Raw genomic sequence first — 13,279 nt, forward strand, 5'->3', positions numbered from 1 at the left:
GGCGGTCACCAGCCCAGAAGGGCGAAGGGGTCGTGTCCTGCGGCTTCGTCCGCGGCGTTGTCTGCGGTGTCGGGCTGGGGGAACCCAGTGGGGATACTCAGCCAGCCATGCCGTACCCGTCGGCTGGTGAAGCTGCGGGCGTACGGATCGAAGGAGACCGGGGAGTCGTGGAGGACGTCGTCGCCTTCGGGGTCCTCAAGGGTGACGGAACGGTCGATGCGCGCCGGATACAGCGACCGGTCCAGCTCCTGCTCCCGTCCGCACTGGGCGGCGTACTGCTCACGGGCACGCCGGGAGGCCTGCCAGGGCTCCTCCCGCAAGACGTGTTCCAGGTTTCCTTCCCGCAGGCCGAGGGCGAGCGGCTGGGTGGGAGGGCAGGAGCGGCGGCCGAGCGCGAGGGGGAAGGAGGGGGCCCGGACGGCCTGGTCCAGGGTGCACAACAGGTCACGAGGGCCGGTGACAGCAGCGACGAACACAGCGTCCTGGAGGTAGTAGCGGGTGGTCACATGGGTGTACTTGGCCGGGGAGGTGGGTTTCTGACGGCCCTTGGCCGAGACTCCGGCCTGGAGCAGTGGCCGGCCCCGGAAGTCGCTGACGGTGTGGTAGTCACGCAGCAGCGTTCCGGGCTGATCGACGCGCACGCCCATGCTGAGCGGCGTCAGCTCGTCGAGCGGGTCCTCGCGAGCCAGTCCGGCGGCCGCCGCGAGCAGGCCGATCACACCGGATTTGGTGGGCTCCGGGTTGGTCTCGCGTCGGTTGAAGGCGCTGCGGGAGCCCCACGATTGGAGGGGGCCGGCCAGGCGGAGCAGGAGTACGGCTTCGGTTGTCGTCCGTTGAGGGGCGAGGGTTGCCGTCGGAGGGCTGGTCATCGGGTGGCTCGCTTGACCGTGTCGGTGAGGTGGGTGCGCAGGCCGGTCAGCAGCTTCGGGAACGCCACGGGCTCGGCGAAGGTGTCCCTGAGCTGCTCCGCGGTCTTCCCGGAGGAGTCGAAGGTGTGGCACAGGGCGGTGAAGGCGGGTGTGTCGCCCCACACCCTGGTGGCGGTGGCGTACTCGCGCGCCAGGCGGCGGGCGGACTCCTCGGCGATTCCGGAGTGGGCCCCTACCGGTTCCTCGAAGGCGGAAACGAGGTTGACCGGTTGGTCTGCGCGTACGACGACCGCGACCAAGCTGGGCAAGGTGCGGTGGCCGAAGGAGTTGCCGTAGCCGGTGGGCATGGAACGGGCGAAAGAGGTGACGAACTCCTCGACGGCGATGACCGCTGCCTCCTCGTCGGTGAGGTTGTGCAGGAGCTGGTGGAGGCTGACGGAGGCGTAGCGGTAGAGGGTGGCGGAGTTGAAGCCGATGGTGCCGATCATGCCGGCGCCGGTTTCCTGCTCCTTCATGGTCTCGTCGTCGACGGCGGTGAAGTAGTCGAATTCCAGCTCGACGGCATGGGTGGACAGGGCGTGGGCGACCTGGGTGGCGGCGTCGACCTTCAGTGCGGGAATGTCGGCCACCATGCGTCCGAAGAGGGCGACATCCATCGGATGTCCAGTGCTGAACTTCTCCTGCACCGGCAGCCGGTCGATCTCGGCTGCCAGCTCTGCGTCGTCCAGGGCGGCCAGTTCGGCCGCACGATCGCGGACGAGAGCGGCCACAGCGCTGAGTTGCCGACGCCCATAGAAGAACAGGTAGGCGGTGTCCCCCTCCTTCTTTCCAGCGCTGATCTTCAAGGGGGCGAGCAGGGCGCCCGCCAGCCGGGCCGCAGCCTCTGCAGGCAGGTCGGTGTCGGCGCTGACCAGGCCGGCGAGGGCACTGCTGATGCGCCTGGTGCGGGTCGCCAGGTCCTGTTCGGGCGTGCGCTCGGTGAAGTGGAGGCGGGTGGCCCGCTTCCATGCCTGGGACGAGACCCGGGACCGTCGCACACCGCCGTAGTACGCCTCTTTGGGGTTGCCCTGATCATCGCGGTTGAGGTTGGCCGGGGGCACGGTCTGAAGGATGTGGACGTCGATGTAGGCACGGGGGGCGGTGAGCACCATGGAGACCTCCGGTGATGCGGTCTGCGGACGGGCGTGGCGGCTCTGTCGTGAGAGCGCTAGGAGACGTGGTCAGGGGACGGCTTGACCGGGCGGACATTCCAGGAGTGATACGCCAGTCCCCAGGTGCGGCGGACCCGTCGACGTGACTCGGGGTAGTGCCAGTTCTTGATGTCTAGCAGCAGCTGGTCGTAGTCCAAGGGCACTTTGACCGCCCGGAGTTGGGTGATCAGGCCCCGCAGCCGATATACCAGGGTAGGCACAGAGGTGGTGTTCACTGCGGCTGCGACCCGGCGGTCCACGGCCTCCGTGCTGAACCGGCCGTCGTGCCGTAGATCGCGCAGGGCCGCCCCCAGCCCAACACCCCGCTTGTGCATGGGGTGGGACTGGCTCTGCTGATGCAGGCCGTAGAGCGACAGGGCCGCGTGTTCGGCTTCCAGCTCCGGCGTCACCTGTCCGTCCGTGTAGCTGGTGTAGAAGGGCCAGAGCGCGGGGACTGTGCCAGCCGGCTGCCCCAGGCCGGACCGCAGGGCGGCGAGGTCTTCGCCGGGGGCCTGGATAGGGGCACCGTTCCTGGGATCGATGCGCCAGGTGCCATCGTTCCGTACGCACTGGCTCCAGTAGCGGCGGACGGGCGTGGACGCTGTGGGTTCGGTGGTGCTGCTGGGGCCGGTCTCGGGTGTGGCAGACACGGTGGTCCCCCTTAGCTTTCGTCAGACGGCCGATCGGTCGTGTGTGGTGCGGTGGCGGGGCGGCTGGGAGAGCGGGGCCTGCGCTGCGGCTCAGGTGCGGCCTTCCGCAGGGCCGCGCGGCGGGTGAGGATCTCATCCATGCGGTCCAGGAAGTGACGTTCGGCACGACTGAGCTGATAGACGCGATCCTTGCCGTCCTTCGTCACGGTCCTGCCACTGAAGAGCCCCGGGGCGGCTGTGGAGAGCACTTGTTCGGCCACCTTCCAGGTCTCCCGCCCGGCCTTTTGCTCCCATGCCGTCAATCCACGCTCGGACTGCTCGAAGTCCTCACCCACCGTGCGCAGTCCGGCCAGCAGCCGACGTACCAGCGGATCAAGGGCGTGCAGCAAGGTGTCTCCGGGGCGTTGCCCCTTGTCCCAGGGGATCGGCTCGGTGCCGGCCGCCCGCCGCAGATCAGCGGAGAGACTGTTGACCGCGCTGGCGAGACTTTCCGCCTGACTCAGGGCCTCCAGAAGCGAGCCGCAGACGATGCCGTCCGGGTTCAGCGCAGTCAACGGTAGGGGAATCTCGTCGAAGAAGACATCCTCGACGATGGAGGACTGAGTGCCGTAGGCGATGCCCGTCAACTCTACCTGGAGCGGGTACTCCTGGGGCAGCCGCTCCCTGACCGCACCGATGCGGCTCAGCAGAACGCTGGTGTGGAAGCCTGCACGAACGTCCGTCGCATCGATCTGCTCCCCCGCACGATCAACCGCCAGCAATGCGTTCAGACCTCGCCAACCAGCACGCCCCAGCTGATGTCGTCGAGGACGAACAGGAGAGACGGCCTTCTTCCCCTTGCCGCTCTTCTTGCCACGGGTAGCGGCACTGTCGACGATCCAGGCGGTATGAGGTTCGTGATCGGGCGTGCTGTCCAGTCGGTCCCCCGCGGCCACAACGACCTGCGTGACCCGCAGCCCGCTTGGGGTCTCCTCCGGAACCAGCCGGATACGACGCGACTGCCAGGTCCATACGTCCAACAGCCCACGAGACGCGCGGGCCTGCCAAGCCGGTGTGGCACAGGACAGCGTCTCCTCAACCCTGCCATTCGGCCCTCGACGCCTCCACTGAGGCCGGTCGTCGGACAGCAGTGGCTGTCCGAAGGGAATGTTGAGCAGAAGAGTCTCGTAGACGGTACGACCCTTGGGCATGACGACGCCCAGTTGCCCCAGCGGCCCGACCGGATTCCCCGTCGTCTTCCCCGCCTTCACCCGCGGATCGCCCACTGCACCTGTCTTGATGGCGGCCGTGTCCCAACAATGGGTGTGCAGCAGCCAACGTGCAGCCTGCGCCGGGGTCAGATCCAGCGAGTCACCCTCCGAACGGGACGAGAACAGCGGCACGTTGTTGCCGGTGGCAGCCGTCGCCACCAGAAGCGCAGACCCTTTGGTCTCGTCTCTGGCGGTGCGCAGCCGCGCGACCTGTGCGAAGGGCGCGTCCTTGCCGAAGAGGTCGAACAGGTGACGGTGACCGTCAAGGTAAGCATTGAGCTTGTCGCACTGCTCAGGAGAGAAGGCCCCAGCCTTGAACACCGCAACCCACTCAGCGGCATCCCGCGGCCGTCCCAGAGCATCCACGACGATGGGCAGCAACAACTGCCGATAAATCGCCGGTTTCTGGGTCGGCAGCTCAACAGCGATGTCCTGGAACCGCTCGGCCTCCAAAAGGAGCCGTCGCACGCCAACTTCTTCGAAGGCGCCAAGCCCCCGATACCCCTCCCCCGCAACACTGTTCGAGGAGCGTGCGGACAACCACACGTCATCCAGCAAATTACACAACTAGGCTTCCCCCCATACATCCACGCCATGAGACGCGAGAAGCATCGTTACACAGCAGCCCCCAGCCCCGTCTCCAAATGCCAAAACGTTCCCCGCACCGGCGGGGTTGGTCCCCTCGCCCACCTTGTACAGAGCCTGCTCCGTGCGTGGTCCCCGCGCATGCGGGGTTGGTCCCACGGCGCCGAGCTTGCACGCCAGGCACCCGCACTGCTCCCCGCACCCGCGGGGTTGGCCCCAGCTCCATGTACGTGTCCGAGGTCAAGACGATCTGCTCCCCGCACCCGCGGGGTTGGCCCCGATCACCTGTTCGAGGGCCAGGCCGCGGTTGTCTGCTCCCCGCACCCGCGGGGTTGGTCCCGTCTTCGTCGTCGCGGTGCCCGGCGGCGGCATCTGCTCCCCGCACCCGCGGGGTTGGTCCCCTGCTGGCCCGCGCGGAGGCCCGGATCGCGGGCTGCTCCCCGCACCCGCGGGGTTAGTCCCGCCTACGCTGGCAAGCTACGCTCGCGCGGCATCTGCTCCCCGCACCCGCGGGGTTGGTCCCCTCACCCCAACCACCGCGAACGCCTACGCCAACTGCTCCCCGCACCCGCGGGGTTGGTCCCACGTGGCCTCGGCGACATCGAACAGCGCCATGCTGGTCCCGGCACCCGCGGGGTTGGTCCCCGGTGAAGAACCCGTTCGACGCGGTGGCACGGCTGCTCCCGGCACCCGCGGGGTTGGTCCCTGCACCGGAATCTGGAGGATGAACTTGAAGCTCTGCTCCCCGCACCCGCGGGGTTGGTCCCGAGCAGCAGGCACGTACCCTCCTTGAGCGGCTCTGCTCCCGGCGCCCGCGGGGTTGGTCCCGGCTACCGCTTCTACGCCGACGACTACCGAGTCTGCTCCCCGCACCCGCGGGGGTTGGACCCGTCCCTCCAGCTGAGGAGGGTGCTGGATGAAGCTGCCCCCACCCGCGGGGTTGGTCCCTGACGTAGGCCAGCCTGCCGATTCGTCGGTTGCTGCTCCCCGCACCCGCGGGGTTGGTCCCCAGGATCGTGAACGTAAACCGCCATGGTGGCCCTGCTCCCCGCACCCGCGGGGTTGCTCCCTGGCCGCAGAGTGGACCCAGCCGTACCGGCAGCTGCCCACGCCCGCCGCGAGCATCGTCGCCGCCTCCACTGACGACATCATGGCCACAAACGCCACCGAGACCCGCCCGGCGCCCCCTGGTCGGACTCCAAACCGCAGGCATCTCCCTCTGGCCAGCCCGACGATCCAGACGAAACTGCCAGCTTCTCCCACACGTACATGTGCTGTCGGCTCTCCCCGTGACGGGCTCCCCGGTCCCCCCGTCCCACTGCCCGGAATCGGGCTCACGGAGCACGTTTCGACGGTCGTGTGGACCGAGCGATCGGGATATGTGCTGGCTGGTCGCTGAATCTGAAGTCGGCCGCCCTGCACTGCCTCGGCCGGGGTGCATGACGGTGCTCGACGAGCCAGCTGGACGACGGCAGGCGCAGGAGTGCGCCATCATGCATGAAGGTGGAGTAACGGCCAGCGTATGGCCGCCAACGGCGCCAAGGGTTCATCGACCATGGCGAGTGCGGTAGGCGACTTGAAGCGACGGACGAGGAAATGGCGCGGGATTACGACAGTCAGCTGCTGGAGTCGGTGGCGGTACGCCGTCGCAGAATGCGGGATGCCCTGTTGTTCGGGGCGCAGCGGGGACGTCGCACGGCGGACGAGCGGCTGGGGAAGGTGTTCGCGGGGATCGCGATCACGGCTGTCCTGTGTGCGGGGTGCGTGGGGTGGTCGTTCCTTCAGCACACGCTGGCCACGCAGAAGGCTGAGCAGGAGAAGCAGCAGCGTCAGATGCAGCAGTACGGGCAGCCGACAAGGTCGGCGGCCCCCTAGAAGCCCGTGGATCGGATTCGGACAGAGTTTGCGACATTCCCGGGGAATGCGCGAAGAGCTGACCGTGCAGAAGAGGTTTCCCTGACGCAGAGCCAGCGTGGAAGCATGTCCCGTTTGGCCGAAGAGTTCGTCAACCCCGCGATGGTAGGTTCCGGTAAGTGGTGAGCAGAGCAGCGAGTTCCCAGGCGCAACTGAGCCGAGTGACGTTGGTCGGTGAGCGACGCCGGGCCGATGTCGTCCTGCTCTCCGATACGCCGATAGGGCAACTGATCCCGGATGTCCTGCCGTTGCTGGGCGATCGGCCCGCATCGCGTCCGGTAGCTCGGCAGTTGATTACCGCCGACGGCTCTGTCCTGCCCTACGACAGCACGCTGGCGTCGGCCGGGGTAGCCGACGGCGCCGTGCTCCGGCTGGTGACGACGCATTCTGCGCCGCCGGCTCCCGTTGTGCACGACGTCACCGATCAGGTCGCTGACGACCTCGATCTGCGGTCTTGGCGCTGGCGTCCCGCTGCGCGCCGGGCCAGTGCAGGGGTGGCAACGGTCGTCTTCGCCGTGATCGCCGCGCTGCTCGCCCGTCGTGAGTTCCCACTGGGCGCCCTGTTCGGTGCTCTGTCAGTGGTATCGCCTGTGCTCCTGGCCGCCGGTGCGCTCGTCGCCAAGATCGGACGGGGAAACCGGGGACTGGCGACCGCCCTCCTACTCGCCGCCGGCGGGCTTGGTGTTCTCACGGGGTGGACGGCTGCCGATGCGTTCGGCTGGCCTGGCACCGCGCGGCTCGCTGCCGTGGCGGGTGCGCTGGTCGTGACGCTGGTGTTCCTTGGTTACTTCTCTCCGCTGGGCAAGGGTGGGCTCGTTGGTGCGGTGACCACTGCCGCGATCGCCGTTGCGTGGGAGGCGGTGGCCGCGGTTCAGGGTGATCCGGCCCGGCTCGGTGCCGTTATGGCTGTCTTCTCGTTGGTGGTGCTCGGTGTGCTGCCGCGGCTTGCGCTGACGGCATCGGGGCTCACCGCGCTCGACGACCGCCGCTCGGGCGGTGTCTCCGTCAGCCGTCACCAGGTAGGTACCGCGCTTGCAGCGACGCACCGAGGCCTTGCCCTCTCGACGATCGTCACTGCGGTTTCGGCAGTCTTCGCCGGATGGCTGCTCACACTGGCCGAGCGGCCGACCGTATGGAGCGTGGTGCTGGCGTCGCTCGTTGTCGTGGTGCTGGTGTCGAGGGCGCGAGCGTTCCCGCTGGTCGTGGAGGTTGTTGCGCTCTTGGCTGCTGCGTCGTGCCTGGTGGTGCGCCTGGTGACGTGGTGGATGGAGCATGCGGGGGGTGTCGGGCCGCTGTCTGTGCTGTGTGTGGCTGCGGTGCTGCCGTTGGTCGTTTTGGCGGTGCAGGTGCCCGAGCATGTGCAGGTGCGGCTGCGGCGCATGGGCGATCTGGTCGAGTCCGTTGGCATGGTGGGGCTCTTCCCGCTCGCCTTTGGTGTGTTCGGTGTGTATGGGCAGCTGCTCAACCAGTTCTGACAGTTCTGAGTCGATGTGCTGGCGCTGCGGGCGGGCAGCAGAGTGGGGGGTGAACAGGCGTGCCGAGCGGAGACGGCTGGCAGGGTGATGTGCTGCGCGACCTGAGGGGCGGCGCCGAGCAGGGTGCACAAGGCCCCGGCGGACAGGCGTACCGCGCTTCCGCGCCGGGCCGCGCACTGCCGGCACAGGGCACCCAAGCGCCGGACGCCGCCCCTGGCGGTGGTGCGCCACGGCAGGCCGGCCCGTACGAGGGGCAGGAGCAGCAGGCGGGTCTCCCGGGCGGCTGGCCGCAGCAGGCCGGGTACCAGGAGCAGCAGGCCCCAACCGCGTACGCCCCGGGCCCCCAGCCCCAGAGCGGTCCCGACTCGCAGGCCGTAGTGGTGGACGAGGGTGGCCTGGCCGACGCGCTGCGCAGCAAGCCCCGGCACGGCGAGTCCTATGCGGCGCGTGCGGTACGTGCCCTGCGCCGTACGCTCTCGTCGTCAGCCGCGCGCGAGGTCGCCGAGATCACCCGCACCGCTGCGGTGCTGCAGCAGCCCGTGACGACCGGTCGGCAGATTGCCGTCACCTCGATCCGGGGTGGATCCGGCAAGTCGACCGTCGCCGCGCTGCTCGGCACCACGTACGCGCACTACCGGCAGGACCCAGTGCTCTTCCTGGAGGCCGATCCGGCACTCGGCTCGCTGCCGCAGCGGCTCGGGGCCGACGCACTGCGCTGGACGACCAGTGATATCGCGGACATCGTCAAGCCGGACATGTCCCTGCTCGACGTCACCGGATATCTCGTCCAACTGCCCAACAACGCCTGGTTGCTGCCTGCGAGTCAGGGCCAGATCGGTGTGATGCTGGACAGCCGGGCGTACGAGCGGGCCGTGGTGGCGCTGCGTCGCTACTTCGGGGTGATGGTCATCGACGGTGAGACGTTGCCCGCCGAAGTCGGCCGGGTCGCGCTCGGTGCCGCGCATGGCCGGGTTCTGACCACGCCTGCCACGCCGGAGGGCATCCGCAGTACGTATGCGGTGCTGAAGTGGATGCAGGGGCTGCCGCGGCATGTGATGGCCGGCACGGTTGTCGTGCTCACCGAATTGGTACCCCATTCAGGGCTCGACCTGGACGAGGCCATCCAGACGCTCAGGTCCACCGGGGTGAGTGTTCAGGTTCTGCCATATGACCGGCATTTGGCAGCCGGGGGCCGGATCCATACCGAACTGCTGGCTCACCCGACCAGGCAAGCCGCCGCCCGTCTTGCCGCTGACGTCTTCCAGCTCTCCCAGCAGCGTCACTGACCCAGATGCCAAGCCCGATCGCGAATGACGGACGAGGATGAGTACCCGACTGATACACCGCCCGGCCAGGGCCACCCGGCCACCGGCCGCGTCCGAGGCGCGCATCATCGAGGCCCCGCCCAACCTCCCCGAGGGGAAGGCGGGCAATATCGCGATGTCGCTGCTGCCGGTCGCCGGCGTCATGTCGTCGGTGGTGATGATGACGGTGGTGCGCAACAGCCAGTTCGCCGGGCTGGGTGCGATCATTCTCGTCGTCACCGTCATCGGGTCTGTCGCGCTGGTCTTCTCGCAGCGTGGCAAGGCTCAGCGCACTCGGCGCACTCAGCGCGAGGCGTATCTGGCCTATCTGGAGGATCTGCGCGAGGAGCTGGTCGGCGAGGAGCGTGAACGGCGCGAGCGGGCCGATGTCCTCAACCCGGCCCCGGCCGCCCTCTACGACATCGTGCGCGATCCGGCTCGCCTGTGGGAGCGCCGTCGCGCCGACGGCGACTTTCTGCGCGTGCGTGTCGGTACCGGTGAAATGCCCGTGCGCGATCTGCAGATCGCGCAGCAGGGTTCGTCGGTCCTCACCCCGCCCGACCGCTTCATGCTCAATGAGGCGTCGGCGCTGATGGCCCGCTTCCGCACCGGCACCGAGCTGCCGCTGACAGTCCCGCTCGACCGTGTAGGCAACGTCAGCGTCATCGGCCCCCGCGAAGACTGCCTGCGCGTCGCGCGCGCCCTCCTCGTGCAAGCCGCTGCCTTGCATGCTCCCGACGATGTGGCAATGGCGATCGCGGTGCCCGGGGACCGGCTCGCCGACTGGGAGTGGGCCAAGTGGATGCCGCATCTGCTCGACTCCGAGCAGTTCGACGGCCCCGTAGCCGCTCGCCGTATCGCACCCTCCGCACCCCAGCTCGCCCGGCAGCTCGGCCCAGAACTGCGCCGTCGCGCCTCCTATGCAGCAGAGGTGCGCCGCGGCCTGTCCGACAAGGACGCCCTGTCCATGACGTCCCGGCTGCTGGTCGTCGCCGACGGGCATGGTGAGGACGCCGTCGACCTGCCACGTCCCGACGAGGCCGTCGGCCTGCGCGAGATGGGCGTCACCGTCCTGCACCTGCTGGAACAGCGGGTCCAGGAGCCGGGGCAGGTCGGCGTGCGGATCACTGTCGACGGCGATCAGGTGCTCATCGAGGATTTGCGCGCGCAGGAGCCGGTCCTCGCCCACGGCTCTGTGGACGAGGCCGGCATCCCGTTCGCCGAGGGGCTGGCCCGGATGCTGGCGCCACTGCGGCTGTCCGCCGAGTCGCTCACCGACGCCCCCCTGACCGGGCCGGTGGACTTCGCCGAGCTGCTCGGCGTTGACGACGTGGCGCAGCTCGACCTCGCGCGCCTGTGGGCGCCGCGCGGCGAACGTGCCTTCCTGCGTGTACCGATCGGCATCAACGATGCACATGAGCCGGTGCTGTTGGACCTGAAGGAGTCTTCCGAGCTCGGCATGGGCCCGCACGGTCTGTGCGTCGGTGCCACTGGCTCGGGGAAGTCGGAACTCCTGCGCACCATTGTCCTCGCCCTGGTAGCCACGCACCCGCCTGAGGACCTCGCCCTGGTCCTCGTCGACTACAAGGGCGGGGCGACCTTCGCGCCGTTCGCCGACCTGCCGCATGTCGCCGGTGTCATCACCAATCTGGAGAACCAGGCCGGCCTCGTCGAACGCGTCCACGCCTCGCTCGCCGGTGAGGTCAAGCGCCGTCAGCGGGTCCTCAAGGACGCGGGCAATGTCGCCGACATCGGTGACTACGCCGCGCTGCGCGCCAGCGGACGGTCGGATCTGGAGGCGCTGCCGCACCTGTTCGTCGTCATTGACGAGTTCGGTGAACTGCTCACCGCGAAGCCGGACTTCATCGACCTGTTTCTGTCCATCGGCCGTATCGGCCGCTCGATCGGGGTGCACTTGCTGCTGTCCAGTCAGCGCATCGAGGGTGGCCATCTCAAGGGTCTGGACACCTACCTCTCGTACCGGCTCGGCCTGCGCACTTTCTCCGCCGACGAATCCCGTACGGTTCTGGACACCGCAGACGCCTTCCACCTGCCGCCGCTCCCCGGATTCGGCTACCTCAAGGTTGACACCAGCCACTACGACCGCTTCAAGGCCAGCTATGTTTCGGGCGCCTACCGCGGCCCCGTGCAGCGCGCGGACGAAGAGGACACCGGGCCCCTCGCCCTCCCCTACGACACCTTCAACACCCTTGCCACTGAGGAGGATGCGGACGCGCCGGAGCCTGCGGTGCGGCGCCGCGAGATGGGGCCGACCGAGCTGGGCGTCATGGTCGAGCAGCTGGCCAACGCCACTGGTTCGGTGCGCCGCATCTGGCTGCCCCCGCTGCCCGACGCGATCGCCCTGGACGCGGTCGCCGGCCCCCTGAACGTCGGTGCGCGCGGTACGCAGCTCATGGGGCGCCGCGGCCCACTGGAGGTTCCGCTCGGTCTGCTCGACGATCCGGCCAGGCAGTGGCAGGGTCAGTGGTACCTGGACCTGACGGTGGCGGGCGGCCACGCCGCCGTCATCGGCGGCCCGCAGTCGGGCAAGACCACGCTCCTGCGCACCCTCGTCCTCTCCCTCGCGCTGACTCACACCCCGCAGGAGGTCGGCGTCTACTGCCTCGACCTGGTCGGCGGCGGTCTGGCGGCCCTGTCGGGCCTGCCGCACGTCGGGGGTGTCGCGGGTCGCCTCGACCGTGAGCGGGTGGCGCGCACCGTCGACGAGGTACGCAACATGCTCGCGGCCCGGGAGGACCTCTTCCGCGAGCATGCCATCGACTCCGTCGATCAGCTGCGTACCCTGCACGCGGCAGGCCGGCTGCCGCAGCTGGCCTCTGCCGAGATCGTGCTCGTCATCGACGGCTTCGGCGCGCTGCGCGACGACTTCGAAGAGCTGGACGACGCCGTCGCCGACATCCTTCAACGCGGCGGCGGTTACGGCATCCACGTCGTGGCGGGCATGCTCCGCTGGAACGACGTCCGCATCGCCGTCCAGTCGAACTTCGGCACCCGCGTCGAGCTGCGGCTGAACGACCCCAGCGAGTCCAGCATCGACAGCAAGCTGGCAGTGACCCTCTCCCCCGACGAGCCCGGCCGCGTCCTGACCGCCGGCAAGCTCTTCGCACATGTCGCACTTCCCCGTACGGACTCGCTCGCCGATACCGCGGACCTGGGATCGGTTCTGGAGCGCACGGCCCGGTCGATCCGCGCCACCTGGAGCGGCGAGGTCGCACAGCCGGTGCGGGTGCTGCCGCACCGGCTGGAGCCCCACGTCCTGCCGGGCCCGGTCGCCGAACCCCAGCGGGTGCCCATCGGCCTGGGCCAGACAGCACTCGAACCCGTACTGCTCGACCTGTTCCAGCACGACCAACACCTGCTGATCATGGGCGACAGCGAGTGCGGCAAGACGAACCTCCTGAAGACAATCGCCGCCGGTCTCATCGAGCGCTACAGCGAGGACGAGCTGGTCTTCGCCGTCATGGACCCCCGGCGCGGCCTGCGTGGCGCGATCCCCGAGGAGTTCAACGGCGGCTACGCGTACAACGCCAAGCTGTGCGCGGGCCTCGCCACAGCGGTCTGCACCGAGTTGAGCAAGCGGCTACCCGATGACGGCGCAGGCCTTGAGGAACTGGAACCGGGTAGCTGGGGCGGCGGTCCGCGGATCGTGGTCCTCATCGACGACTACGACGTGCTCACCACCGCCGGCCAGGAACCGCTGGCTCCGTTCCTGCCGTACATCCCGTCCGCGGTGGACATCGGTCTCCACTTCGTCCTCACCCGCCGGGTCGCCGGCGCCTCCCGGGGCATCTACGAGCCTCTGGTGCAGGGCTTGCGCGAGTCGGGATCCTCCGCGCTCCTCATGGCCGGCGACCGCGGTGAAGGCCAGCTGTTTCCCGGCGTCTACGCCTCCTGGCAGCCGCCGGGCCGCGGTGTCCTCATCCGCAGGGGCCAGAGCAACCGCCTGATCCAGACCGTGTACTCCCCCGCGTGACATACAGGAGAGCTCTCCCGCCCACGCGGACCACGAGACGTACGGCAT

The 13,279-nt window shown here is 68.8% G+C and carries 8 protein-coding genes; 4 read left to right on the top strand and 4 right to left on the bottom strand.

Translation table 11 applies throughout. The features are described from left to right. Positions 1 to 5 precede the first annotated feature (5 nt). From cas5e to casA, 4 genes are read right to left on the bottom strand one after another with little or no spacing between them, the layout of a single operon-like run. Entirely contained in the window at positions 6 to 869 is an 864-nt protein-coding gene (gene cas5e / locus CP981_RS06455) for a type I-E CRISPR-associated protein Cas5/CasD (RefSeq protein ID WP_085926515.1), read from the bottom strand. Then, positions 866 to 2,020: a type I-E CRISPR-associated protein Cas7/Cse4/CasC gene (cas7e, locus tag CP981_RS06460; RefSeq protein ID WP_085926514.1), complete on the bottom strand. Its 1,155-nt coding sequence runs from the start codon at positions 2,018 to 2,020 to the stop codon at positions 866 to 868. The genes cas5e and cas7e overlap by 4 nt, the downstream gene beginning before the upstream one ends. Positions 2,021 to 2,076: 56 nt before the next feature. Beyond that, entirely contained in the window at positions 2,077 to 2,709 is a 633-nt protein-coding gene (gene casB, locus CP981_RS06465) for a type I-E CRISPR-associated protein Cse2/CasB (protein ID WP_085926513.1), read from the bottom strand. A gap of 11 nt (positions 2,710 to 2,720) precedes the next feature. Further along, positions 2,721 to 4,526 carry a type I-E CRISPR-associated protein Cse1/CasA gene (gene casA, locus CP981_RS06470; RefSeq protein WP_085926512.1) on the bottom strand — a complete coding sequence of 602 codons (1,806 nt, stop codon included), beginning with the start codon at positions 4,524 to 4,526 and terminating at the stop codon, positions 2,721 to 2,723. A gap of 1,614 nt (positions 4,527 to 6,140) precedes the next feature. Between casA and CP981_RS06485 the strand changes: the two genes are divergently transcribed. The 4 genes from CP981_RS06485 to eccCa all read left to right on the top strand — a co-directional run bounded on the left by CP981_RS06485 (position 6,141) and on the right by eccCa (position 13,231). Beyond that, positions 6,141 to 6,419 (top strand): hypothetical protein, encoded by a 279-nt coding sequence (locus CP981_RS06485; RefSeq protein WP_085926511.1) that lies wholly within the window; start codon positions 6,141 to 6,143, stop codon positions 6,417 to 6,419. A 158-nt stretch (positions 6,420 to 6,577) separates the two neighbouring features. Continuing rightward, a complete protein-coding gene (gene eccD, locus CP981_RS06490) occupies positions 6,578 to 7,933 on the top strand; it encodes a type VII secretion integral membrane protein EccD (RefSeq protein WP_085926510.1) in 1,356 nt (451 codons plus the stop codon). Positions 7,934 to 7,992: 59 nt separating this feature from the next. Further along, positions 7,993 to 9,219, top strand: a complete 1,227-nt coding sequence (locus CP981_RS06495; protein ID WP_085926509.1) for a MinD/ParA family ATP-binding protein — start codon at positions 7,993 to 7,995, stop codon at positions 9,217 to 9,219. Between the two features lie 37 nt (positions 9,220 to 9,256). Next, entirely contained in the window at positions 9,257 to 13,231 is a 3,975-nt protein-coding gene (gene eccCa / locus CP981_RS06500) for a type VII secretion protein EccCa (protein WP_085926508.1), read from the top strand. Positions 13,232 to 13,279 lie beyond the last annotated feature (48 nt).

The sequence above is a fragment of the Streptomyces platensis genome (genome assembly GCF_008704855.1).
Lineage (GTDB): Bacteria > Actinomycetota > Actinomycetes > Streptomycetales > Streptomycetaceae > Streptomyces > Streptomyces platensis.